This is a genomic window from Ruegeria marina (assembly GCF_900101475.1).
Classification (GTDB): Bacteria; Pseudomonadota; Alphaproteobacteria; order Rhodobacterales; family Rhodobacteraceae; genus Ruegeria_B; species Ruegeria_B marina.
Genome location: NZ_FMZV01000025.1, coordinates 21,368 through 45,295, shown reverse-complemented (window position 1 = coordinate 45,295; position 23,928 = coordinate 21,368). Strand labels below are relative to the sequence as shown.

20 protein-coding genes and 3 pseudogenes are annotated in these 23,928 nt (G+C 58.1%); 6 read left to right on the top strand and 17 right to left on the bottom strand.

All coding sequences use genetic code 11. From position 1 onward, the window contains the following. Positions 1-3 precede the first annotated feature (3 nt). The 4 genes from BLT75_RS22350 to BLT75_RS22335 form a co-directional block, all read right to left on the bottom strand. Positions 4-687: a TetR/AcrR family transcriptional regulator gene (locus BLT75_RS22350; protein ID WP_093037531.1), complete on the bottom strand. Its 684-nt coding sequence runs from the start codon at positions 685-687 to the stop codon at positions 4-6. A gap of 85 nt (positions 688-772) precedes the next feature. Then, complete coding sequence (locus BLT75_RS22345; RefSeq protein ID WP_093037528.1) at positions 773-2,032, bottom strand: TRAP transporter large permease; 1,260 nt, start codon at positions 2,030-2,032, stop codon at positions 773-775. 4 nt (positions 2,033-2,036) lie between these two features. Further along, positions 2,037-2,528, bottom strand: a complete 492-nt coding sequence (locus BLT75_RS22340; protein WP_093037525.1) for a TRAP transporter small permease — start codon at positions 2,526-2,528, stop codon at positions 2,037-2,039. A 7-nt stretch (positions 2,529-2,535) separates the two neighbouring features. Continuing rightward, positions 2,536-3,519, bottom strand: a complete 984-nt coding sequence (locus tag BLT75_RS22335) for a TRAP transporter substrate-binding protein (RefSeq protein ID WP_093037521.1) — start codon at positions 3,517-3,519, stop codon at positions 2,536-2,538. A gap of 276 nt (positions 3,520-3,795) precedes the next feature. Here BLT75_RS22335 and BLT75_RS22330 point away from each other — a divergent pair, with 276 nt between their 5' ends. Genes BLT75_RS22330 through BLT75_RS22310 form a run of 5 tightly spaced genes read left to right on the top strand, consistent with a single transcriptional unit; the run spans position 3,796 to position 8,280 of the window. Then, on the top strand, positions 3,796-4,509 hold the full coding sequence (locus BLT75_RS22330; protein WP_093037518.1) for a nuclear transport factor 2 family protein: 714 nt from the start codon (positions 3,796-3,798) through the stop codon (positions 4,507-4,509). Positions 4,510-4,530: 21 nt separating this feature from the next. Continuing rightward, positions 4,531-4,767, top strand: a complete 237-nt coding sequence (locus BLT75_RS22325) for a hypothetical protein (RefSeq protein WP_093037515.1) — start codon at positions 4,531-4,533, stop codon at positions 4,765-4,767. After that, the gene (locus BLT75_RS22320) at positions 4,764-6,104 is read left to right on the top strand and encodes a hypothetical protein (protein ID WP_093037512.1); all 1,341 of its coding nucleotides are present in this window, start codon (positions 4,764-4,766) and stop codon (positions 6,102-6,104) included. The genes BLT75_RS22325 and BLT75_RS22320 overlap by 4 nt, the downstream gene beginning before the upstream one ends. Position 6,105: 1 nt before the next feature. Next, positions 6,106-7,521, top strand: a complete 1,416-nt coding sequence (locus tag BLT75_RS22315) for an aldehyde dehydrogenase family protein (RefSeq protein ID WP_093037509.1) — start codon at positions 6,106-6,108, stop codon at positions 7,519-7,521. A gap of 12 nt (positions 7,522-7,533) precedes the next feature. Continuing rightward, positions 7,534-8,280: a sulfite exporter TauE/SafE family protein gene (locus tag BLT75_RS22310; RefSeq protein WP_093037506.1), complete on the top strand. Its 747-nt coding sequence runs from the start codon at positions 7,534-7,536 to the stop codon at positions 8,278-8,280. A gap of 88 nt (positions 8,281-8,368) precedes the next feature. Here BLT75_RS22310 and BLT75_RS24950 read toward each other — a convergent pair. From BLT75_RS24950 to BLT75_RS22240, 13 genes and pseudogenes are all read right to left on the bottom strand, one after another. Further along, a pseudogene (locus tag BLT75_RS24950) lies at positions 8,369-8,836 on the bottom strand (IS6 family transposase); the annotation flags it as partial. Positions 8,837-9,124: 288 nt separating this feature from the next. Then, positions 9,125-9,739 (bottom strand): annotated as a pseudogene (locus tag BLT75_RS22300) (IS110 family RNA-guided transposase); the annotation flags it as partial. A 50-nt stretch (positions 9,740-9,789) separates the two neighbouring features. After that, positions 9,790-9,963 (bottom strand): annotated as a pseudogene (locus BLT75_RS24945) (IS6 family transposase); the annotation flags it as partial. Positions 9,964-10,180: 217 nt separating this feature from the next. Beyond that, positions 10,181-10,837 (bottom strand): DUF3299 domain-containing protein, encoded by a 657-nt coding sequence (locus BLT75_RS22290; RefSeq protein ID WP_218129004.1) that lies wholly within the window; start codon positions 10,835-10,837, stop codon positions 10,181-10,183. 20 nt (positions 10,838-10,857) lie between these two features. Next, positions 10,858-12,198 carry an ABC transporter permease gene (locus tag BLT75_RS22285; protein ID WP_218129002.1) on the bottom strand — a complete coding sequence of 447 codons (1,341 nt, stop codon included), beginning with the start codon at positions 12,196-12,198 and terminating at the stop codon, positions 10,858-10,860. After that, complete coding sequence (locus tag BLT75_RS22280; protein ID WP_093037494.1) at positions 12,198-12,884, bottom strand: ABC transporter ATP-binding protein; 687 nt, start codon at positions 12,882-12,884, stop codon at positions 12,198-12,200. Before BLT75_RS22280 ends, BLT75_RS22285 begins: the two co-directional genes overlap by 1 nt. Positions 12,885-12,941: 57 nt before the next feature. Beyond that, positions 12,942-14,288, bottom strand: coding sequence for a metal-dependent hydrolase family protein (locus tag BLT75_RS22275; protein WP_093037491.1), 1,347 nt, complete (start codon positions 14,286-14,288; stop codon positions 12,942-12,944). Beyond that, positions 14,285-15,631 (bottom strand): metal-dependent hydrolase family protein, encoded by a 1,347-nt coding sequence (locus BLT75_RS22270; protein ID WP_093037487.1) that lies wholly within the window; start codon positions 15,629-15,631, stop codon positions 14,285-14,287. The genes BLT75_RS22275 and BLT75_RS22270 overlap by 4 nt, the downstream gene beginning before the upstream one ends. A 6-nt stretch (positions 15,632-15,637) precedes the next feature. Continuing rightward, complete coding sequence (locus BLT75_RS22265; RefSeq protein ID WP_093037484.1) at positions 15,638-16,972, bottom strand: metal-dependent hydrolase family protein; 1,335 nt, start codon at positions 16,970-16,972, stop codon at positions 15,638-15,640. A gap of 1 nt (position 16,973) precedes the next feature. After that, positions 16,974-18,371 carry a metal-dependent hydrolase family protein gene (locus tag BLT75_RS22260; RefSeq protein WP_245706627.1) on the bottom strand — a complete coding sequence of 466 codons (1,398 nt, stop codon included), beginning with the start codon at positions 18,369-18,371 and terminating at the stop codon, positions 16,974-16,976. Positions 18,372-18,632: 261 nt separating this feature from the next. After that, positions 18,633-20,315: an amidohydrolase family protein gene (locus tag BLT75_RS22250; protein WP_093037475.1), complete on the bottom strand. Its 1,683-nt coding sequence runs from the start codon at positions 20,313-20,315 to the stop codon at positions 18,633-18,635. A gap of 57 nt (positions 20,316-20,372) precedes the next feature. Beyond that, positions 20,373-21,260: a hypothetical protein gene (locus BLT75_RS22245; protein WP_143028639.1), complete on the bottom strand. Its 888-nt coding sequence runs from the start codon at positions 21,258-21,260 to the stop codon at positions 20,373-20,375. A 109-nt stretch (positions 21,261-21,369) separates the two neighbouring features. Then, on the bottom strand, positions 21,370-22,629 hold the full coding sequence (locus BLT75_RS22240; protein ID WP_176828202.1) for a carbohydrate porin: 1,260 nt from the start codon (positions 22,627-22,629) through the stop codon (positions 21,370-21,372). Between the two features lie 216 nt (positions 22,630-22,845). On the opposite strand from BLT75_RS22240, the gene BLT75_RS22235 reads away from it, so the two are divergent. Continuing rightward, positions 22,846-23,892: a helix-turn-helix domain-containing protein gene (locus BLT75_RS22235; RefSeq protein WP_093037467.1), complete on the top strand. Its 1,047-nt coding sequence runs from the start codon at positions 22,846-22,848 to the stop codon at positions 23,890-23,892. The last annotated feature ends 36 nt before the right edge of the window (positions 23,893-23,928 follow it).

Sequence of the window (23,928 nt, the reverse complement as noted above, 5' to 3'; positions counted from 1 at the left end):
AAGTCAGTTTGCTTTGACAGCACCACTCGCCCCACTGCCAGGGTGCATGTAATTGCGAACGACCTCTTTGAGTCCCCTTCTCAGCGATTGGTCTTTGGTCGAAAAGACGTGGTAGTCGTTCACCAAGTCGTTTTGAAGCGCACCGACCACCAGTTGAAAACAGAAACTCAACCTCGTCTGGGTTTCTGCCTGATCAAACGCCGGGAATTGCGTGCCGCAGGCCCGGCGGTAATTTCGCATGATCTCGCGTGCTGAATCGCGCATTGGCGCCCAAGGGTCGTCAGGTTCGAGGATGCGGAGCAGGGACTCCCGCAAGACACCGCGCACCGGGCCGGTAAAAAGATCTGCCATCAGATCGACGAGCTCGTCCAGAGCTTCCTCGGGTTCCATCTCGTACAGCTTGTCGCCGCCGATGCGAGCATGAATCTCGAGGTTGCAAAGGTTTATCGCTGCCGCGCGCAGCGCGCGAAAATAGGCTTCCTTATCCTGGAACCGAGTGTAAAAGCTGCCGACCGATTGCCCGCAGTCCCGCGCCAGATCCGACACCTTCAGATCGTTGAACCGCATCGAGTTCAGAAGCTTGATGCCAGCTTCGATGTATGCGTCCCTGATGCGGCGGCTGCGTGCCTGCCGGGCCGGCAGTACGCCGGGGATGTCTTCGTTTACCGATATTGCATCGATATTCATCCCGTGCCTTTCCGCACTTTCCGTTCCATGCCCGATTTAGGTTCTCGGCGCGGCCTTGTCAAAGCGTCGCCTTATCCTCCCGCGCTCATCGGACAAACAAAAGCGCGGTTTGGGGTACAAAGGTGACGATCAGGAGAACGGCCATGATAAGCGCGATAAAGGGCAGGACGGCCATACAGATTTCGAGAAAATTTTCTCGAAACGCGGTCATCGCGACGATCAGGTTCAGGCCCATTGGCGGGGTCAGAAAGCCGATCTCCAGGTTGATCACCATGATAACGCCGAAATGGATTGGGTCGACACCATAGGCCATCGCGGGCACCATCAGCAGCGGACCAAGGATAAGAATGGCCGAAATCACGTCAAACAGGCATCCCACGACCAGCAATAGTAGGTTCACTGCCAGAAGGAAGGCGATCTTGTTGTCGGTGACCGACGTGATCCACATGGCCAGCTGGTCGGGCACCTCTTCGATCGTGAGGATGGTCTTGAGGCTCAGGGCGACGGCAACGATCGGAAACAGCATTCCCAGCAATTTCGCCGTCTCGACGCAAGTGTGATAAAAATCTATCGGCTTCAATTCCCGGTGAATGAAGATCTCGACGAAAAGCGCGTAGACCAGTGCCACCGCCGCAGCTTCGGTGGCCGAGAAATATCCCGAATAGATGCCGCCCAGCAGGATCACCGGCAGCATGGCCGACCAACCGCCCCGTTTCAACGCGGTGGTGAACTCCGTCAGGTTGAACGGTTGGGACGGCATCTTGCGATTGACCCAGTAGGAGTAGCCCGCCAGAACCGCCGCAATCATCAGGCCCGGAATGATGCCCGCAAGGAAAAGGTCAGCGATGTTCTTTTCGTTCACGATCCCATAGAGGATCAGCGGGATCGACGGAGGGATGATGATGCCCAGCGTACCGCCGGACGTCAGCGCCCCAAGAGCGAAGCGCTTCGAGTAGCCATTCTGCAAGAGGGCCGGGTACAGGATCGTGCCGACGGCCAGCAACGTGACCGGGGAGGACCCGGAAATAGCCGCGAAGATGGCGCAACTCAGGATCGTCGCCACCGCAAGACCGCCGGGAATGGGGCGGGTCAAGCTGACGGCAAGGTCGATCAGGCGACGGGCGATCGAACCGCGCGTCATGATCGAACCGGCCAGCAGGAACATCGGGATCGCCAGCAAGAGAGCGTTGTCGAGGCTGATCCAGATATCCTCGGCAAGGTACTCCAGATGCCCATCGCCCCAGACCAGATGCACATAGGCCGCAGACGCAAGAAGAATGACGATGATGTTCTGTCTGAACGCCAGAAGCGCCAGCACCATCACGAGAAGGAGTACAGCATACATGGTGTCACCCTGCCGGCTTGTCGGAATAGGTCTTCAGGTCGGGACGTATCGCGAAGATCAGGTGTTTCACACCGGCTGACCCGAAGGCATAGGGTATGATCAGTTGCAGCGGCCAAAGGACGAAGTAGAGGACGGGCGCCTTGTCGCCGACGTCCATCGAGATTTGCACGAACGTCCATGCGACATAGGTCGCAGCAAAATAGAACACCGCTGACAGGACATCACCTGCCCTGGACACCTCATGACCATGCCGACCGGCAAGGAAATCGAGGAACTCCGGCCGAAGGTGAGAGTTGTCGGTCGTCGCCAGAGTCAGGCCGAGAAAACCGGCAACGATAGCCCCGTAAACCGCGATTTGCTGAAGACCCAGCAACGCCGAGGAAAAGACCTCTCGTCCGATGACATCCACCATGAGAAGGGCGGCAACGAGGGCGTATGCCGCCGTTGCCACGATGGATTCGGTCAGCGTGAGTCCCTTGAGGACGGACCGCAACATAATCCGCTCACGAACAGGCTTGCTTGGCCGCGAGGATCTCTTCCCACTTGGCCTTGGCGCTGTCGCCGAGTTCGTTCAGGATCGTCTCCTGCGCCGCCGGAACCAGCGCTTTCCACTGATCCAGTTCTTCGGAAGCAAGTTCGATAACTGTGGCGCCTTCGGATGCGGCTTTTTTCAGCAGCGCGCCCTCAGCCCCGCGGATCGCAGCGCGCAAATCCAGGAAAATGGGGGCCGCTTCCTCGATCCAGGCCCTTTCCTGATCCGTCAATCCCTCCCATGTCTTGGAAGACATGATGATCGCGCCGACCTGATGCTGGTGGCGGGTCAAGGTGATCTGCGGAGCGACCTTGTCATAGCCGGTGGCGATACCGAACACCGACAGCTGGGTCGCAGCATCAACCTGCCCGGTCTTGAGCGCCGGAACGGCCTCGCTGGGCGCGAGAGGAACCGGGGTGCCGCCTGCGGTCTGGATGAACAGGGTGTCGGTCACGGCCGGAGCCGTGCGGATTTTCACACCCTTGAGATCACCCGGCACGCGGATCGGCTGCTTGGAGAAGATCGACTGATAACCGACTTCCATCCAGCTCAACGTCTTTACATTGGCCGCATCAAATTCGGCCCCGAACGTCTTGAGGAGGTGATTATCGGCAACGCAGTCGAACTGTTCCGCATTTTCAAAGGCATAGGGAGAGGCCAAAAGGCCGAATTCCGGAACCAGAAGCGACACCGCCGTATTGGACATGACACCCATGTCGATCCGGCCACGAGCGATCTGCTTTGCGACGTCCTGCTCCCCGCCCAGCTTCGAGCCAAGGTAAGGTTCGATGACCAGTTCGCCACCCGACAGTTCAGCAACCTTTTCGACGAACTTCATGGTTACCGCGCCCCAAGGCGAACCCGGCGGCGGGGCTGCGCTGAGCCGCAACTCCTTGGCTTCGGCGGCGATGCTTCCTGCGACCACCAATGCGGCTGCTATGACTGTTAGTTTCATGACGGCGTCCTCCCTGTGTCACACCAACTTCAAGCTGCACGAATGCTAGTATCACGGCCTGGATTCTGTCAATTAAAATGAATTGTTATTCATGGTTATTCTATTATCTTGTTTTTTCAATAGATTAAGAAAACTCTTAATGGCAATATTTATGAACCTAAAATCATTTTCTTGACATGCAAGTTGGAGAATCAGTAGTTTCATCTCGATCGGCACGGAGGCGGCCCAAAAGAGGCGACCACGCACCGGGGCCTGAAGAAACAGATCGGAAAACAGATGTCCAAAGTCGGCAACAAAGCAACAACTGGACGACGCGACAGAGAAAGCGCCTCGAACGGTCTCGTGCGCGCGTCTCCGACCCGGTCGGGGCTGTCAGATCTGAACGTCGTGGACAATGCTGCCGCGATGACCGTCACTGAAATCGAGCGGGTTGAAGCACCCGAGCCGGAACGCGTTACCCAGACCCATTCGACAATCATCGGCAACCCCGCAGAACAGCAGGTCGAGGAGATCCGTCCGTCAACACCGGCGAGCAATGCGCCCCGCATCGCAAATGGCTTCAAGATCGTCGACAACCGGGCGTATCAACGCAAGGAACGGATCAGGTCAACCCCCCTAACGGTGCCGGCAGGCGACGAGATCGAGTACAAAAAGCTTTTCACGAAATTCGAAGAGGCTTTTACCGCCCGCAACATGGCGGCTTTGCGCGAGTGCCTCTCCCCCGCGTTTACGTGGAAACTTCCGAATGGGCAGGTGGTCTATGGCCGGGACAATGCACTAGAAGAAATGGAACGCCGCTTTGCAATGCCCAATGGACCGAAGTTTTCGGCTTCGGTCTGGCGGTTCAGCGGTAAGACCGTCCTTCAAACCTATGATGTCGAATACATGGCGCCCGACGGTCGTTGGCGGCAATCCAAAGGTTTTGACTACTACGAAATCGGCGAAGGCCTGATCACGCTCAAGGATGCTTACTGGAAAATGATCCCCTGAAAGGTGGGATGGGAGGAAGACATGAAAATTGACTCGGCGGCAGGCGAATTCTCGTTCGACCTGGAAAAACTGGATTTGCGCGCTGACGGTATCGTGCTGACCGGCAAGATGGGGGTCTGGGAAGCCGAGACCACCATGACCGACGCCGATCTGCGGCGCATCCTCGGCATGGTTCTGCGCAAGCCCGGGGCCTGGGGCTATCTGATCAGGCTCTTGTTTAGCGTGCGCCGGGATGTGGCCCGGGAGGCGCGGCAATGAGCGCGCGAAAGCCCGATGGCCTGCCCCCGCAGGCGCAAGCCGCTTGGGATTTCCCCCTGTTCGACGCGATCATGGGCCGCCGGTCGCGCCGGTTTGGCTTGGGCATGGAGATGACCTCTGGCCCGTTCCAACACAAATCCGAGTACCATCCCTATCCGCTGAGTGATCTGGAAACGGCAATGCTGGTTGCTGCGGCCACAGCAACAACGGGACCGATCCTGGCCGAGACCAACCTGCCGGGGGCCATGGTGAAGACCATCGGGAAACCCTATCCCTCGGCCATGGGCTCGCACCGCTCACGGCTCTTCTTCACCAATGACGAAGGCGTATTCGTAGTCAACGCCGACAAGGCCAAGATGACCAAGATGCGCGAGTACGAGACCGCGGACGACCGCGACAAGCTGTTGGGTTTTTACGACAATTTTGTCGAGAAGATCGACAACGGACGGATGGACCTGCCGCCCTCGGAACCGGGCATCTGGCCTCACAACCAGTGGGTCACCAACATGCCAGGCACCACGATCTTCATGCCGGTGATCGACGTCACCAAGGACATTATCAAGCTGATGATCAACCTTTGTGACGGCAAGGCGGGACGCTATGCCCAGAACACCGGTGGGTACTACATTGTCGATGATCGCAACGGCATGCGCCCATGCGGCAACCAGAAATGGGTCGACAACGGGCTTTTGAACAAGCGCAAGGTCATGACCCTGAGCCGGCTGGAAAAACTTTTGTCGGACGGGATGCTGGCCGAAGGCGCCTTCATGGGTCAACTCATGGCACTGACACTTCAGGCGACAGGGCTGGGCGGCTGGGTCTACGGCGGGTTCTCCTCGACCGTAGTGCTGGGAGGCACGCCCGCCTGCCGCGGGCTCGGTTTCCGCTTTATCCAGTCCAAGTCGGATCCGTTCCCGATCCCAGTTGGCCGCGACGGCGTGTTTGAAGCCTATTGCCCGCCCTACTTCGCCAACATGTCCGATGCGGTCGACGCGGCGCTGGAAGGCGCGCTTCAGACAATGGATCAATGGGAAGCCAAAGGCATGGTTAAACCGCACACGGCGCCCAACGCCGAGTTCGACGCCGCCACAATCCCCGCCAGCCCCGATGGCATTCAGTGCGTCAAGGACATGTGTCAGTACATCTACGAAACCTATGGCAAGTTCCCCGCCACAGTGGACCCGATCCAGATGACGCTGTTCATCCAGGCCCATCACCTCGACCTCGATTTCTATGACAAGCACATGAAACCGGGGGCGTATCTCGACACTCACAAGAACCATTTCCGCGACTGGCACGGCAACAACGGGCCGACGAAGCGCGCCACGGAGGAATGACATGGACCCGTTTCGCCTGATCATCGATGGCAAGAAAGTCCCGACAAAGCAATGTTTCGAAGTGCTGAATCCTGCCACGGAAAAGGTCGCCGGGCTGGCGCCTCTGGCGACCAGGGAACAGCTTGAGGACGCGATCCGCGCCGCCAAGGTGGCACAGAAATCATGGGCCAAGGAAACCGAGCGCAAGCGGCAGACTGCCTGCCGCCGCATCGCCGAGCGGATCGAGGCGCATGCCGAAGAGCTTGCCGCCCTTCTGACCGCCGAACAGGGTAAACCGATGGGCGGGTTGGGATCGCGCTGGGAAATTGGTGCCGCAATCGCCTGGACACAGTATACGGCCAGCCTGTCGATGCCGCCCAAGGTACTACAAGACAACAATGAAGGCCGGGTGGAACTGTTCCGCAAGCCGATCGGGGTGGTCGGTTCGATCCTGCCGTGGAATTTCCCGGTCATGATCGCAATCTGGCACATCATTCCGGCTGTGCTCTCGGGCAATACAGTTGTCGCAAAACCCTCGCCCTACACGCCCCTCACCACGCTGAGGTTGGTCGAGCTGATGAATGAGGTTCTGCCGCGCGGCGTCGTCAACTGCGTCACTGGCGACGACGACCTTGGCCCGGTCATGACCAGCCATCCCGACATCGGCAAGATCGTGTTCACCGGCTCCTCGGGCACCGGCAAGAAAATCTACGTCAATGCCGCAGAGACCATGAAACGCATGACCCTGGAACTGGGTGGCAACGATGCGGGCATTGTGCTGCCAGACGTCGATCCCAAGCAAATTGCCGAAGGGCTGTTCTGGGGCGCCTTCATCAACACCGGTCAGACCTGCGCCGCACTCAAACGCCTCTACGTGCATGACGATGTCTACGAGGATGTCTGCGAGGAACTAGTCAAGTTCGCCCGCAAGATGCCCATGGGCGAAGGCACTGACGAGACCGCGATGCTGGGGCCGGTGCAGAACCTGCGCCAGTTCGAAATTGTCAGCGATCTTGTCGCTGACGCCCGCAAAAAGGGCCGCGTTCTGCTGGGCGGCGACCCGCCCGCGCGCACCGGCAAGAAACAGGGCTATTTCTTTCCGCTCACCATCATCGCAGACCTCGACAACGGTGACCGCCTGGTGGACGAAGAACAATTCGGCCCGGCGCTGCCGATCATCCGGTTTCACGACATCGACGAGGTGATCGAAAAGGCCAACGACAACCCCAACGGGCTTGGCGGGTCGGTCTGGAGCCGCAACATAACGACTGCCCGCCAGGTAGCCAGCCGGATGGAATGCGGGTCGGTCTGGATCAACAAGCACGGCATGATTCAACCCAATGCGCCATTCGGCGGGGTAAAGCAATCTGGTGTCGGCGTCGAATTCGGCCAGGAAGGGTTGGAGGAATACACCAACATCCAAGTCGTATTCTCCTGATAGTTCGCACACATGCTGTCGTTTCTTGATCCCAGCATTGTGCCACCCCTTCTGGTCGCCGCAGTGTTCGCGGCGTCCCTGTTGCAGGCTGTTACCGGCATCGGCTTTGGCGTGATCGCCGGGCCGGTGCTTCTCGTCACGATGGCCAGCGCGGGCGCCATTCAGGTTTCAATCGTGCTGAGTTTCCTGATCGCGCTGTTGCTGGCGCCAATGACCCTTCGCGCGGTCAACTGGCGTCTGTTGCGGCCGCTGTTCATCGGTGTTTGCCTCGGGACACCGGTGGGCGCCCTGGCCTATCTGTCGCTATCGTTGGAAACCCTGAAACTGTGCGCGGCGATAGTCGTCGGAGCAATGACTGTCATTGCGACCGGGATTCTGGCCAAATTTCCGATTTTTCAGTCTGACACTGCCACTAGGCGCGGCGCCGTCGGAGTGGTCTGCGGAGTTCTTAACGCCGCACTCGCGATGCCTGGTCCTCCGGTCGCAGCCTATGTCACCGCGATCAAGGGAGACGGAAGAGTTGTTCGGGCGACAACACTGGTTACATTCCTTCTGTCGTATCCGATCGCATTGACGGTCCAGGCATTGTTCGTCGGTGTTTCGGAAAGCCTGCTTCCAACGGTCTCTGCGTTAGCCATTCCGACCATCGCTGGTACCGCGTCAGGCCTGTTTCTCGCTCGTTCCATCAACGAGCAAGCGTTCAAGTGGCTGACAGTCCTCTTCCTGATTGTCAGCGTCTCGCTGCTCATTGCGAAATAGCACTTATTATATCCTGGAGGAACGAGAACATTCAGGTGCTGTCAGACGGACGAGAACCGGTCTCTGAAAGGCCGGTCAAGCTAGCCCCTTATGCCGCCCTAAGTTGACGCCACTCGGCGAGAGCAGCGGCGCGGTGGTGCTTGAAGTTGGCTCGACTGGTGAAATTGCGATCGGCGATGAAATAATTTTGGACCGAAGCGTGAACTGAGGCGAACAGCTAAAAACTTCGAACTCGCCGAAACCGAAGCATTGCCCGTTGCCGTCGTTGGAATGGCAGATGCGAATTCTAAGCGCGATTGTTGAGCCACCGATCATTTTCTTGGCGGTCTACGAAGCCAATCTCTCTCAATGCGGCACCACAGGATCGAAGCTTGTCTGCCAGGAAAACATGCGGCCGGCCGCGGCGGTTCATCGTTTTCTTCAAGAATTTCAATGTCGCCTTCTTGTCCCGCTTCTTCGTGACGAAGCGCTCCAGGACCTCTCCTTCGTGATCGACGGCCCGCCACAGGTAGTACCGTTCAGCATTGATCTTCACGAACATTTCGTCCAGATGCCATATGTGGGCTGCCCCCGTCTCGCAAAGTGAGTTTGCAGCATCTGATCGGATCGCTTGCGTTCATATGTCCGGCCTTTCGATGCGTTCACTCATGAACGCTGGCCAAGATGGCTTCCGCGACCTGGGTTCCCATCACCTCCGCGACCTCATTTCGGCCATTGGCATCTTCGGATTTTCCCGGGTTCCGGATCGATCGATCACTCCATCTGCTGATCAACTTGCAAGTTCCTACGACAGGCACCTCATGACGGAGGGCGGTCTATCGTGGTTTCACGAAAACCTTCATAGTTATGCAGATGCGTTTGGAAGCGCCGCAGTTCTGGGAGCATAGGCCTCGCCCGAAACCAAGAGCTTCCAGGCAATTCGTGCCATCTTGTTGGCCAGAGCCACTGCCGCCAGTTTCGACGCCTTGCGTTTCAGCAGGTTGGCCAGCCAGGGAAATGCATTGCCCCGCCTCATACTGAGCTGGCGAATAACTGCGGTCGCCCCGACCACCAGAACGCTGCGCAAGCTTTCGTCACCGGCACGCGTAATGGAGCCGAGCATGACCCTGCCCGCTGTGGAGTGAACCTTGGGTGTCAAACCGATCCAGGCCGCGAATTGCCGCGCGGAACGGAATGCCTCGGGCGCCGGCGTTTTCTGGATCAACATGGCCGCACCAACAGTGCCAATTCCAGGTATCTTCGCCAGACGGCGACTGCAGGCGTCAGCCTTGTGCCAGGCCCGAAGCCTGGCCTCGACATCATCAATCCTTTGCTGGAGCTGATGATATTCTTCCGCCTGGGCGACAAATAGATCGCGCGCCAAAGCCGGAAGGCTTTCATCAGACTGAATGCGTGAGAGCAGTTTGGGAATGTGCACCATGCCCGTCGCGATCGTCAGACCAAATTCCGCGGCATAGCCCTATCCGCCTCTATCTCCCCGCGGCAGAGCGGTCAGACCAGACGCTTACGACCGAGACGCTGTAGCCACAATCTGACCGACTCGTGGCTCACATCGATGCCACGCTCGTGCAGGAGATCCTCGACGTTCCGCAGTGACAGGGGAAATCCGACGTACAGCATAACCACCAGCTGGATGATCTCGCGGCTCGTGCTAAAGTAGCGAAACCGGTTGGGAGTCGTCATGGCCAGAGTCTACGGCTCGCCCTGCCCCGCTCAAGCCCATCGCCTTGACACCTCCTGCTGTGGAAATATTTAAAGGAGCACGTTTCGGCAGGCCGAGAGGCTACGAGACTGCCCAGCCCGTCTCAACCGGTTTCCTTCTGACACCACCTAAGCGACGCTTTCGCCGCCACTTATAGCCTGCCATGCCGAGATACCGATCTGCCCTGTGCATCGGGGTTCAGCCGCCATACTCCTCGACCAGCTGCGGCTGCATCGAATAGCTGACAGAAACCGGGGCCTGTCCGTCGACATAGCCAACCGTCTGAACCGAACTCTGGGCGACCATGGTCCCGGTGATCCATACCGGGGTGAAAAGACCGCTAACCTCGATGCCCTCGGGATACACGACATGGACGATCTGGTTGGCGGGCGGCGGCGGAGTATGGATGCAGGCGCCGACCGTAGGCACGAGGAGAAACTCGACGACCTTACGACCCTTAAATTCCAGGGGCAGAACATAGCCCGGCAGGCGGACGCTCATGCCAACGAGGTCTTCGTTCACCTCGGTGGCCGCAGCTTCACGTTCTTCCATGATCGCGAGGCGCGCGGCGAACAACCCGTCGACATCAAGGCCCTCGTCGGCCAATTGTTTGCGCAACGCTTGCGCTTCGGCGCGGGCTTCAGCGTCATCGCTCCGCTCCGCCCGTGCCTCGAACCGTAGGATCTGGCGCAAGCTGTCCATCTGATCATCGGTGAGGTTCTCGAACGGGTTCTCAATCACGGCGGCAGGAGGTGCAAGCGTAGCCCACGAGATTTCCTGAGGTTCAGTCGCCTGTGCGAAGCCCGGAGAAAGGGCAAGCGAGAATATCAAGACGAGACGGGCGAACGTGGTCATGGAAATATCCCCTTCATTTGTCATAGCCGAACCGACAGCCCGTCGGCCAGCGTCATGCGGTAGACCCGGACCGCCGGGATGAGCGAGGCGAGGAGCCCGGCGCAGAAGATGACGAAAAGGGTGGCCATTTCGCGCGCACCGAAGACATTCAATCCCAACCTCAGACCGAAGCGGGCAGACAGGATCGGGTCGGTCACGAACGTGGCCACCGTGAGCAGAACAAGGCCAAGGATCAGCCCCGCCGCGGTGAGGATGGCGGCCTCGGCGACAATTAGCGCAAAGATACGGGTGGGCGTGGCGCCAACAGACCGCAGAATCGCGAATTCGCGGCGGCGTGTGTCGAGGGTCGCAGAGAGCATGACCACCATGCCGATCATCCCTGCCAAAGCCACGGCCCACGCCATCAGTCGCATCGCGCGCTCCGCTGTCCCGGTAATCCCCCAGAGCTCGGTGAGCGCGACCGCCGGGAGGACTGCGCTCAACGCATCGGAGGGGCGTTCGTTGATGGCCCGCTGCAGACCAAGGACATTCGTCCGATCGATCAGCCCAACGTAGACGGCATTGATCCGGTCCGGTTCGTGACTGTGTTTGGCCTCCGTGCCTTCGTGTTCGCCATGATCTTCATGATCGTCATGCCCGTCATGCCCGCCATGATCGTCATGATCGTCATGATCGTCGGTGGGCATGGCGGCCGGGTCGAGGGGGTCGGCAGCAGGCGCATCTTCTTCCGCATGCAGGGCGTCGAACCCTTCGAGCGTGACGAAGACCATCCGGTCGACGGCGGTACCCGTCGGCGCGAGCACACCCGATATTGTGAAGGGCGCGTCGTCGTGCAGGTCGAAGGAAACCTCGCCCGAGCCGTGGGCGTTGACGATCACCGCACCGGGGGCATAGTCGAACCGCGCCGCGACCTCGGCCCCGACCACGGCGGCATCCGCCCCGTCACCGGAAAGGAACGTGCCTGCGGCGAGGGAGAGAGGCTGACCGCCAGAGTGCCGGAAATGCTCGAAATACGATGCATCCGTCCCGATCACCGGATAGCCGCGATGATTGTCGCCCATCTGGATCGGGACCGCCCAGGCCACCTCGGGCCGATCTTCCAGCCACTCGAAGCTGTCCCATGTCATGCCCGTCCCGGTGCCGCCGACGCCGAAGACGGTGGCCATCAGGATCTGCACCGAATTGCCGCGCGGCGCCACGATCAGGTCTATCCCGGACGCGGAGTTGGCAAAGCTGTCACGCGCGCCGTCCCGGAGCCGTTCAACACCGAGGATCAGCGCGACGCTGAGGCTAATGGCCAGCACGGTCAGGCCGGCCACGAAGCGGCGGTTCCACAGGCTGCGCAGGCTGAACCCCAGCATCAGGCCGCGCCACCGTTTAGGGCGAGAAAATCAACACTGCGGTCGAAATGATGCTCCAGGCTGCGGTCATGGCTCACGAAGAGCAGCGCGGTGCCCGCTTCGGCGCACTCCCTTGCCAGCAGGTCGACAAAGGCCGCCTTGGCCACCTCATCGAGCGCCGAGGTCGGTTCATCCGCAAGGATAAGGTCCGGCTTGCCGATTAGCGCGCGCGCGGCAGCAACCCGTTGTTGCTGGCCCACGCTGAGCTCGCTAGCCGGCTTGGATGCTAGGGACGGATCCGACAGACCCAGTTCGTCGAGCAGATTCCGGGCCGTTCCCGCAGGATCCTCGCCCGAGCGCTCGAGCCGACGCTTGGAGAATGTACAGGGAAGAAGGACGTTCTCGAGCGCGCTCAGCCATGGGATCAGATTGAATACCTGAAAGATCATGCCGATATGATCCACCCGGAACCGGTCCCGCGCGCCGCCATTCAACGCGCCTACGTCCTTGTCCGCAACAAGTATGGCCCCCGTGGGCACATCGACCACTCCCGCAATCGCCGACAGCAGGGTCGATTTTCCGCACCCGCTGGGACCATGGAGAAACAGGCGCTCGCCGGACGCCAGAGACAGCGCGCCAATACCCAGTGTGCTGCGCGCCGCGCCCGGCCACCGGTAGACAAGTCGTTCAATTCGCAATGGGTGCATAAACCGGCCTCGCGGACAAAAAGCCGCCCACCGCGCTTTCGCGGCGGGCGGTCGTTGTTACTCCAGCGTGTTCTTGTAGATCACGCCGTCCTTCATGATGATCTTGAAGTTCGAGTTGGGGTCGGCGACCAACTCGATGTTTTCCAGGGGATTACCTTCGACGAGCAGCAGATCGGCATAGGCTCCTTCCTGCACGACCCCGAGCGGACCTTTCTGATAGGGATGCCGCTCACCCGCCATCTTGAAGAACTCTTGGTTGATGCTGGTTGCCATTTGCAGAGCCTCGACTGGTGTGTACCAATTCGTAAGCTTCACCAGCTGCGCGCCCCAGCGGTCGATCATGGCAGGATTCTGCTGCATGTCCGTACCGAAGCCGACATTGACATCGTATTTCCTGGCCAGCTTGTAGGCAGTGTCGGTTCCACCAAGCATCTGATCGTACTTGCGGTTGTTGAACTCTCCATCCAGAGGGATCCTATCCTCGTCGTCCAGGAAGGGTTGCAGGCACAACCATGCGTCAGTCTCCGCAAGCATCTGCGCCGTTTCCTCGTCGATCATCTGGCCGTGTTCGATGCTTCTGACGCCAGCCTCCAAGGCGTGCTGAACCGCTTTCGCGGTGTAGGTGTGAACGGTGACGTAAGTGTTCCATCTCTCGGCTTCCTCGACGATCGCGTTGAGTTCCTCAAGACTGAATTGTGCGCCGTCCAGGGGATCGGAAAATGACGCGACGCCACCGCCTGCCATCGCCTTGATCTGTGTGGCCCCGCGCATCAGGTTTTCCCGTGTGCGCCTCAAGACTGCGGGCACTCCGTCGGCAATCGCCGTATGTCCCAGAATTTCCTGGTCGATCAATGCACGGCCTTCGGGGCGCAGCAGGACATTGGGCAAGCGCATTTCACCGTGACCGGAGGTCATCGTCAGGTAGGCCCCGGAGGGCAGAATGCGCGGCCCCACGAGGCGCCCCTCGTCAATCAGTGCCTTGACGCCAAAAATGTTGCCGCCCACGTCGCGCACGGTGGTGATGCCCTGCATCAACGTATGCTCTGATTCGAGGGCAACCTTGATAATGTTCTTGAAGGGATCCCCGAAAAGCAGTTCGGGATTGGTGACTGCGATCGAATGCGAATGCCAGTGGCAGTCCGAGAGGCCCGGCATTAGTGTCCGTCCATCGCCGGCGATGATCGTCGCATCGCCGTCAGCCGTCACGTCGGGCCCGATCGCACCGATCATGTTTCCGGTGACCAGCACATTGGTCGGGTCGCTCAGTTCCGTTCCGACCCCGTCGAAAACGCGCACGTTCTTGAACAGGACTTGCGTTTCTTTTGCCTCCTCCTGCGCTCCCACGACCGAAGCCGCAACGGCGAAAGCAGTGGCGATAAACGCTTTATGCAGCACTATGGTCACTCCAAGTCGCTTTTGTAGATGACACCGTCCTTCATGATCAGGGCAATGTTGTTCGAGTCCATCAAAAGGTGAATGTCTTGGGTCGGGTCACCGTCGACCAGAATGATATCCGCGTAAGCTCCTTCGGCGATGACACCGAGCGGACCATCTACGTACGGGTTCTTCAAACCGCTCAGAGCGAGAATTTCTCCGTTCACACCGGTGACTTGTTGCATCTGCTCAATGGGTTCGTAGAACTCGTCACGAAAGGCGAATTCCTGCCGGAAAGTAGCAAAGATATCATTTGCTCCGAAAACATCACTTCCCCAGCCCGTCTTGACGCCGTGTTCAATGCCCCATTCGAAGGCTTGGCGCGCGCCTGCATTGACCTTGGCCAACTTGGCATTCTGGATCGGGTCCTGAAACAGTGGATTGCTCGAGACGTCCTGAAGCGCGAGAAACGCCTGTGGGATCCAGTAGACGCCTTCCTCGGCCATCCTCACCATGGTTTCCTCTTCCATGATCAGGCCGTGTTCAACGGTTCTGACGCCTGCATCGAGGGATGCCACAACGGCGTTATTCACTTGGGCATGTACCGTCACATAGGTGCCGTAACGCTCAGCCTCTTCCACCGCTGCGTTGAGTTCTTCCTGGGTGTACTGAGCTGCCTCCAGCGGGTCTTTGAAGCTGGTTACGCCGCCACCTGCGTGTACCTTGATTTGGGACGCTCCCCGGAACAGCATTTCACGGACAGCGGCGCGCACGTCATCCACGCCATCAGCGATGATAGTGGTCTTCGTCGTGTTGGCGACACCAGAGGCCGCAAAGCCGTCAAACCTCGGGTGCCCGTCGTTCGTCATCCGGAAGTCGCCATGTCCGGATGTTTGAGTGATACTGGCGCCGCCGCAGTAAATCCGTGGCCCTGGTGAAACGCCCGCGTCGATGACATTCTTTACGCCAAAACAATTTCCACCCAAGTCTCGCACAGTGGTAAACCCGGCATCCAAATAGGCCTTCGCACGTGCTGCGCCGCGAGCCCCTTGTTCGAATGCATCCTGCGTCATCAATTGCGTCACGGGATCCGAATGCAGCATGATGTGCGTGTGAGTATCGATCAGCCCCGGCATAAGCGTGCGGCCGCCGCCGTCGATCACCCGACCACCGGCAACCACAACATCTTCGGTGGTGATCTCCGCAATCAGGTTACCGTCGATGACGACATTCGCGCCCTCGATCAGTTCTTCGCTCGACCCGTCGAAGACATTCACATTCGTGATGACGATGGGTCCCGTCGGGTCGTTCTGCGCGCCCGCCACGGGAGCCGCCAGTGCGAAGAAAGAAGTTATCATAAATCGTCTGAGCATTGCGTTTTACTCCATATCATTTTTGTATATGACACCGTTTTTCATGATCAGGTCGAAGTTATCTTCGGGGTTTGCGACGAGGCTCAGATCTTCCAACGGGTTCCCATCGACAAGGATCAGGTCTGCATAGGCACCAACGCTGATCTCGCCCAGCGGGCCTTTCTGATAGGGATGACGCGGCCCAGCCATTTCCATGAGTTCAGCATTGTCCGAAGTCGCCATCTTAAGCGCTTCATAGGGCGTGAAACCAAGCTTTTCGAGCTTACTGAGATATTTGCCCTGTTTGGCAGCCATTTCCGGGTCCATCAACGCGTCCGTACCGAACGCAATCTTTACCCCGATTTCCTTGGCCATCTTGTAGACCTTTTCGGTGCCAGCCGTTGCGACAAGCCATTTCTTGGTGGACTCTGCGGTCGGGAAGACCATGCGGTCTTCGTCGTCCAGCAAGGGTTGGGTGCTGAGCCAGACGCCTTTTTCTTTCATGAGTTCCAAAGTTTCGCGTTCAAGCAGCATCCCATGTTCGATGCTCTTGATTCCGGCCTCGACGGCCATCCGGACAGCTTCGTCAGCGATTACGTGCGCTGCGACATAACTATTATAGCTCTCAGCCACGTCCACGATCGCCTTCATTTCTTCCAGCGAGTATTGGCGCACGTCTAGAGGGTCAAAGATCGACGCAACACCACCGCCGGCGGCTATCTTGATCTGACTGGCTCCCATCCGAAAGATTTCACGCGCACGCTTTCGAACCTCTGCGTCTCCGTCACCAATTACAAAAAAAGCCGTGCGCCCCCAGTAGTCCATCGTACTGTCAGCTGGCACGTCGTGCGGCAGGCGATAATCATAATGTCCCCCGGTCTGCGTGAGCGGCGGGCCTGCGACCAGCATGCGCGGTCCGACAAGAATCCCGCTATCAATCAGTTTCTTTAAAGCAAAGCTATTGCCACCAAGGTCGCGAACCGTAGTGAAGCCACGCATAAGAGTGCGCTCGGCCGTCGGAACTGCCCTCGCCGCGATCTCGTAGGCGTCGCCAGTCAGAAGAGTAGTCTGAGGCACCTCTGCCATAGTCACGTGCCAATGTACGTCTGACAACCCCGGGATCATGACCCGTCCGTTTGCGTCGATCACGGCAGAGCCCTCGGGAGGTGTCAAAGCGGCACCGATTGCCGCAATCATGCCGTCTTGGATCAGAACATCCTGCCCCTCGATCAGATCAGGCGACAAGCCGTCGAAGATACGCGCGCCGGTGATTACTGTGCCAGGGTCGGATGTCTCCTGCGCCGCGACTAGCGACGCCGCCACACAGAACACGGCCGTTATTAGTTTCCTCCTGTTTTTCATGTCAGTTCTCCAGAGCGTTTTTGTAGATAACTCCATCTTTCATGATAAGGACAAAATTGGTGTGCGGGTCGGCGACAATATCGATGTCCACCAATGGGTTACCGTTGACGAGGATCAGGTCGGCATAGGCTCCTTCGGTGATCTCGCCCAGCGGGCCCTCCTGGTAGGGATGGCGGGGGCCGGCAAGTTCCAAAAGCTCGGCATTGTCCGAGGTCGCCATCTTCAGGATCTCGTAGGGTGTGAACCACGGCTTCAACTTCGTCAGGAACTGGGTCTGCGACTCGGCTGTCTTCGGGTCAAACAGCATGTCGGTTCCGAAGGCGATCTTCACCCCAATCTCCTTTGCGAGTTGATACACCTTCTCAGTGCCATCTGTGACCTGAAGGAATTTCGCCGTGCTGACCGGATCATCGAACGCCAGCGCGGTCTCGTCATTCAGGATTGGCTGGGTCGAGAGCCAGACGTCGTTTTCCTTCATCATTCGAAGGGTTTCTTCGCTGAAGAGCATACCGTGCTCCAGCGACTTCACGCCCGCCTCGATTGCCACCTGCGCGGCATCGTCGGTAAAGATATGCGCCAGAACGTATGTGTTGTAAGTGTCGGCGACCTCGACAAAGGCTTCCAACTCGGCCCGCGTGTATTGCCGGACGTCAATCGGGTCATAGAGCGAAGACACGCCGCCGCCTGCCGCGATCTTGATCTGCGAGGCACCCATGCGCATCACCTCGCGCGTGCGCAGAATGACATCGGGCACGCCGTCCGCCTGGAGCATCAGCCCATTGGCGTACCAGTACCACTGCGAGTCGCCTTGGTTCATCGGAACCGCCTGGTAGGGGCGATAGTCGAGATGGCCTCCGGTTTGCGTAATGGGCGGCCCCGAGGGCAGAATGCGCGGTCCGACAAGTTCGCCCGAATCGATCATCTTCTTGATCGAAAATGGATTCCCCCCGGTATCACGGATCGTTGTAAAGCCGCGCATCAGTGTTTTTTCGGCGCCAAGCGCTCCGCGGATCGCAACTTCCGAGATATCACCGGATACGACCGTACTTTGCGGTGTGTAAGCGTAGGTCGTGTGCCAGTGCGCGTCGATCAAGCCGGGGATCAGCGTGCGGCCGCCCCCGTCAATCACCTTGCCGCCGGCCACGGCCAGCGGTTCGGTCGAGATGGTCTCGATCAGGTTGCCGTTGATCACCACATTGGCGTTCTCGATCAGTGCCTCGTTCACGCCGTCAAAGACATTTACGTTGGTGATCAGGGTCTGGTTGGATGCCTCCTGAGCGAACACGGCGTTCGCTGAAACCGTAAAAAGAATGGCGACAAGATTTTGAATTTGCATGGTTCTTTCTCCAAATAATACCCGAAACAAGCTAATTGGACTTCCGCCGTCTCGAGAAGTCAATTACCTGAGTCTCAAGTTGCAGATGCACAGGGCAAAACACGGTGGCAAACGCCCCCTGCCCCGCAAGATCAGATGCTGAGGCTGCGTTCTCTTCAGCGATGCGGTCCAGATCCGGGGCAACCAACTGCGCAAGCGGATCTAGGGACGAGAGGCCAAGAGTTCCTACCATCTTCTCATCCCTATCGTTGGCCGACGCGATCGTCCCGATTGCGACGCAAATGCTCGCTACAATCGCCAGGCTTGGACGGATAGGTGGCCGCATCACTCATCCCCGGTTTGGCGCGACACGCCCGCGTCAGCACCGCTGTCAGGCTGACCCAGCGCGCCGGGGTCGATGGTGAAGCCGGTAATCGTGTGCGCCTTCTCCCAAGCCTCGAATGTGACGGGCTCGAAGCGGCCCTTTTGTTCCACCGGGAAGCGGATCGACTTGCCCGGACGAACATCCAACTGGAATTCGCTTTCCTTCACGACAGGCACACCGCTCACGATGACATAGGGAATGCCCGTGGTCGGCTGACCCTGCTCACCGGCCTTGTAGGTGGCATTGTCTTTCACGTTCTCCGGATCGAAGATCGTGATGTCGGCGACCATACCTTCCTGCAGGCGGCCCCGCTCCTGCATCCCCTCAAGACCTGTCAAGCCCAGGTGATATGCCGGCCAATAGGCCATCTGCGCGATCGTGAACATCAGTGGGACGCCTTGCTCGCGCCCGCCGGCCAGAACCTTGCCGCGCGTGCCCGCAGTTCGCGGATGACCGACATATTCTTCGGGCGGCAGGTCCCAGGAGTCGATCCCCTTGCCGGAAAACATTGCATCGGAGGCGACGATCATGTGCGGCATTCTCTGCCAGTAGGGGAGCCATTCGTCACGTTTGGGATTGAAGGCAAAGATCGAGCGACCCGGAAACTCTGCCGAGGTTTTCTCCCACTCTTCCTGCGTCAGGAACTTGTCCTGAACCGGATCGTAGATCGTCTCTTCGTAGGGTCGCCCACCCGAAATAATCGCGAACTTGTCCGGATGAAAGAACTCTGCGGAGATCGCCGTCGAAGCCGCCGAATAGGGATAGTATTCCGACCAGACGTTGTATCCTTGCGCGCGAGCCTTCTGAAGTTTCTCCTCGTTCTCCCACCAACCATACTCGTTGTTGTGGTTAAGCGAGAACGGAGCATCCAGCGCCAGCGCGTTGGCCAGCAATTCGCTGGTGCCTAGCGGACCTTCGGGGTTGGAGGGGTTGCCGTGGAACCGCACATGCGCGCCGAGGAAGCGGCCGTATTTCGCCGCGATTTCTTGGGTCTTGAACATTTCGAAGGTGGTCACGCCTTCGGTCATGTAGCCGATGGTCGAGGAAATTCCGATTGCACCCTGACGCAATTCTTCGTCGATATAGGTTAGGATTTGGTTGAACTGATCAGAGTTGCTGCGCGTAACCGACCAACCCGGCACACCATCCTGCACTGCCTGAGCGCGCAGGTCGAAAACGCTGGTGGCGTCGTGCCAACCGCTAGTATCGACCTCGGGGTCATGGACTCGGGTCCGTGTCATCTCCTGACTGACCCCGGTTCCATAGTTGAGCGGCCAGCCGGTTGAATCCTTTTCAGTATACCATTCGGCTACGTTAATTGCACCAGCTTCCAGATCCATCCCGGTGGTCACGCCGTCAAGCGCGGCCAGCTTCAGCGAGAGCCCGTCGAGGGCGTGGAAATGCAGGTCTATGAATCCGGGCGCGACGACATGGCCTGATGCATCAATGGTTTCGGCGCCGGTGATCTCGCTTGGCGTGATGACCTCGATCCTTCCATTCTTGATACCCACGTTGAACTGCCCGTCAAGCATCGTTTCGGGGTCCATGACCCTCCCATTCAGGATGACCAGATCATAGTCCTGTGCATGTGCGGTCGACCATGCAAGAGAGGCCAGTAAGGCGGTTGAAATTATCTTTTGCATAAAGTTCTCCGTTTCAGGATTCCGTTGACTAGATCGTTAGAACCGTTGCCCTTTGTCTCAGAAGTTCAGAATCTTGTATCCAAACTGCACCGACCAATCGGCCGGAGCGTCGCCGCCGAAAAGGACACCGGGTTTGATGAATAATTGGCTGTCGCCGCCAAATGCCTTGCCCGTCATGATCCCAAATGTGACCTGCAAGCTGCCGAAGGTCGCGTCGTTCTCCCAGTCGTGGATGATCGCCGGGTCGAAGGTCATGTAGTATTTCGACGTTGGGAGCTTGGGCACATAGTAGAAGTCGATAGTTGTGGTATTGACGTCCACGCCCAGGCTGTTGCCACCTTCGAGCCCGAAGGTGTGAACTATGGCTGGCGAAAAGATCGACCCGTTATCGAGGAACCACGCGTAGTAGGCAGAGGCTTCGGCAGCAAATTGACCATAGCCTGCCGTCGGCGTCTCGGCCGTGTCCAGAAACAGTTCGAACGTGGCCGCGGCGCCATTCTTTTCGGTTACGCCGAAGACCTTGATGAACATGAGGCTTATATCGCCAAGCCGCATTTCGTTGCCCACGGAAGGATTGGCCGCTGCAATGGCTGCCGTATCCCCAAAGGTGGGGTTAGCGTTGAACGGACTGTCCGAGAAAGGCACGGTCAGTCGGAAGGATTGGCTCATATCGCCGAAAGGCTTTGTATAGGCAAACTCGAGCAGACCCGTGTTGAGGTTGGAATCGATCTGATTGAACTGGTACTGAAGCGCGATTTGGCTGGTGAGCTTGATGGGGTTTGTCCCGTTGTTGATTTCCTCCTCCGCCAAAGTCGCGCTTGCGAACGCGATTAGACAAGCGGCCGAACTGCACAAACGCGCGTATCTCCCGGCATTTCCCAACCCTGAACAGTCGCGTTTTGTGCTTATGCTTCGGATGAAATGAGTGTCACCGTGTTGTTCCACGTTTCGTCTCCTTATGATCAAGCGGTTCTGTATGCACAGGTTCAACCGGCATCCGCCTGGTCGGATCTGCTCCTTAGTTCCTTAGCCGTGTCCTGAGGGCGCGCGCTCATCAAAACGATGCCCGGAACCGCAAGCCGAACAATGCAACCGTATCCTTGTTTGGGTTCAGGGCCGGGTTCTTGATGATCTGAACGCTCGGCGTCAGCTCCAAGCCTTCGGTCAACTGCCATTGCTGAAAAACCTCCAGCGTGTACTGGTCTCTTAAATTTGGCCCAAAGGTTGTATCATTCGGCCGACTCCAGTTGAGACCCACACCGAGCAGGTTTCTCCCAGGCTGACGGGTGTAACCGAAACCCGCGCTGACGGCGGCCTCGTAGAGGCTGCCGCCATCGTCGGCCCAACCTCCACGTATGAAGGGCAGCCATGCATCTCCCAAAACATGAGTGTAGGAAAAGGCAATGCCGTGGCCTCCCGGCGTTCCTGCCTGTTGACGCGCGTCGATTTGCCAGAAGGTTAGATGAGCATTGTTGACGAAAAGCGCTTCGGCACCCGAAGTCCAGCCGATTTCAAGCGACTTGAATGTTTCGCCTTGATCGAACAGAGTATCGAAACCACTAATCGGGTCGGTCGGATCCGCATTGGCATCTGCGATCCCTGCTGAAGCATATATGTTATCGGTCAGGAACCCGCCGGCCATTGCCCCCAACGCCCCGTCCGGCAGGCCTCCGATGGTTCCGGACCCAGTCTGAAACGCAATGTTGGAAAAACCGGTCCAGGGGCTGGCAAGGGCATAAACATCGACGAAATCCGTCACATCCAACCACCCAATATAGGCTACGCCGCGTCCTTGGGCGAATTCCTGTTGCCAATAGAGATGCGTTGCACGCCAACCTTGATCGCTGAACACTGAGCTGTTGAGACCAGCATAGCCCAATTCCCCACCGAAGCCCGTGGGCGGCACCGTAGTGAACGCGTGTCGGTTTTCGAACTTGAAAATCAAGCTACCGGTATTAGGACCCTCACGGTTGACCAGATCCCATGTCCCGAAAAGACGAAAGGCGCCGCTGGCACTTTTCCTTTCTCCGAGGCTAGAACTCGCAGTGTATCCAAGTACGTTGTAATCGATCCCAAAATCCAGCCCGAACCGCTCCTTTATGCCCGCTTTCCAGTCGTCAAAGCCCTGCTGAGCATCGACGTTCAGCAGGTCGTCTTTTTCCTGCGCATCAGAGCTGAGAAGGTTAGGCGTGGAGTCAGGCCCCGACAGCAGGCTACTCACCTGCTGGGCCAAAACAGTGGACGGCAAAACGAAGGCTGGCAACGATAGAATAATCGGCAAAGCTGAAAGTCGGCAAAAGGTCGAAAAATTCAAAACTTCTAGCCCCTCGTTTGGCTTAGACGGCACAGCTCGCTCATGGTCTTGCAACTTCAAAGGCAAAGCCGTTCTGGTCTTGAACCTGCTTCTTTACTCACGCTCCTTTAAGTGTATGTCATAAGTGGGGTTCTTCCATCACGAGAACGGGCCTGAATCCTTCGCTGTTCAGGCCGAAAATCCTTTATCTACAGGCTTTTTGCTCAAAAACTAAACATGAGACCAAAAGTTCGTCACTCTATCGGGCTGTCAAACGCCAAAACTGAAGAAATTTCTGGAAAACCGGCGGGTCTCCAGAAGATTGTAAGTTTTGCGGAACAACTACGCGGTATGCCGATAGGAGAAGGTCATCTAGCGTTACTTGACGCGGGTGCCCCGAGCCTTTTCGGGAAAAAATTTGCAGGAAAGATGTCTTCGGTGTCTCGGATGTATCTTCCGGGCCGTTTCACTGGCTACACCGTTCCTCACCGTGAATGGCTAGCTTGGCACATCCCGTTGTCATGGATAGGCGATTACATCTTCGACGGGCAGGAGGTCAAGCCGGGCGATGCCTTCATCACCGGTGAGCCCAACGGCTATACAGCGCACGGCAAAGGGCGGGATAATCTAACAATAGGAGTTTATCGACCAGCGCTGGAGGAGGCCTTGCGTGCGCTTTCGGGTCAGCCCGATTTACGGTTGGATATGAAATGGTTGAGGTTCAGGCCTTCGAGGCGGCTAGTGTCTCAGGCGCTTAGACTTCAAAGCAGTCTCTCGCAAAACGACACGAAAGAAACCGCAGACAGGGTATACAAGTACCATGGTACGCTGGATCGGGATTTTGTGGATGTGCTGGCGCACGAGTATTTCACGACTGTCGGCAACGCACCGCGCATTCATGGCGCGCGAAGGCGAGCCTTTGATATCGCAGCGGAAGCACGGCGACTGACGTTTGATACACCGGATGCGCCTCCGAGCCTGTCACAGCTTTGCAGCTTGTTGGGTGTTGGTGAGACGCGGCTTTTCGAGGCGTTCCATGAAATTCACGGGCTCGCACCAGGTGAGTGCCTAATGGCCTTGAGACTAGGCGCAGCATATGAGCGGTTGACCAACCCTGCCACCCCGCCCAGGTCGGTGAAAGAGGTGGCGCTGGATGCCGGCTTCACCAAATCCGGCTATTTCGCCAGAAAGTTCCAAGAGCAGTTTGGCAAACTGCCCTCGGCAGTGCTTGCTGAAACACGAGCGGTTCTACGGGATACCAATTTTACTTGTTCAGCCCCATAGCGATCCAAGGTTTTCAGATCGCCGGACTGGTCAACA

What these genes read in the sequence shown, in the direction of transcription:
- BLT75_RS22350 (WP_093037531.1), bottom strand. Translation starts at nt 687, where the DNA reads ATGAATATCGATGCAATATCGGTAAACGAAGACATCCCCGGCGTACTG.
- BLT75_RS22345 (WP_093037528.1), bottom strand. Translation starts at nt 2,032, where the DNA reads ATGTATGCTGTACTCCTTCTCGTGATGGTGCTGGCGCTTCTGGCGTTC.
- BLT75_RS22340 (WP_093037525.1), bottom strand. Translation starts at nt 2,528, where the DNA reads ATGTTGCGGTCCGTCCTCAAGGGACTCACGCTGACCGAATCCATCGTG.
- BLT75_RS22335 (WP_093037521.1), bottom strand. Translation starts at nt 3,519, where the DNA reads ATGAAACTAACAGTCATAGCAGCCGCATTGGTGGTCGCAGGAAGCATC.
- BLT75_RS22330 (WP_093037518.1), top strand. Translation starts at nt 3,796, where the DNA reads ATGTCCAAAGTCGGCAACAAAGCAACAACTGGACGACGCGACAGAGAA.
- BLT75_RS22325 (WP_093037515.1), top strand. Translation starts at nt 4,531, where the DNA reads ATGAAAATTGACTCGGCGGCAGGCGAATTCTCGTTCGACCTGGAAAAA.
- BLT75_RS22320 (WP_093037512.1), top strand. Translation starts at nt 4,764, where the DNA reads ATGAGCGCGCGAAAGCCCGATGGCCTGCCCCCGCAGGCGCAAGCCGCT.
- BLT75_RS22315 (WP_093037509.1), top strand. Translation starts at nt 6,106, where the DNA reads ATGGACCCGTTTCGCCTGATCATCGATGGCAAGAAAGTCCCGACAAAG.
- BLT75_RS22310 (WP_093037506.1), top strand. Translation starts at nt 7,534, where the DNA reads ATGCTGTCGTTTCTTGATCCCAGCATTGTGCCACCCCTTCTGGTCGCC.
- BLT75_RS22290 (WP_218129004.1), bottom strand. Translation starts at nt 10,837, where the DNA reads ATGACCACGTTCGCCCGTCTCGTCTTGATATTCTCGCTTGCCCTTTCT.
- BLT75_RS22285 (WP_218129002.1), bottom strand. Translation starts at nt 12,198, where the DNA reads ATGCTGGGGTTCAGCCTGCGCAGCCTGTGGAACCGCCGCTTCGTGGCC.
- BLT75_RS22280 (WP_093037494.1), bottom strand. Translation starts at nt 12,884, where the DNA reads ATGCACCCATTGCGAATTGAACGACTTGTCTACCGGTGGCCGGGCGCG.
- BLT75_RS22270 (WP_093037487.1), bottom strand. Translation starts at nt 15,631, where the DNA reads ATGCTCAGACGATTTATGATAACTTCTTTCTTCGCACTGGCGGCTCCC.
- BLT75_RS22265 (WP_093037484.1), bottom strand. Translation starts at nt 16,972, where the DNA reads ATGAAAAACAGGAGGAAACTAATAACGGCCGTGTTCTGTGTGGCGGCG.
- BLT75_RS22250 (WP_093037475.1), bottom strand. Translation starts at nt 20,315, where the DNA reads ATGCAAAAGATAATTTCAACCGCCTTACTGGCCTCTCTTGCATGGTCG.
- BLT75_RS22235 (WP_093037467.1), top strand. Translation starts at nt 22,846, where the DNA reads ATGAGACCAAAAGTTCGTCACTCTATCGGGCTGTCAAACGCCAAAACT.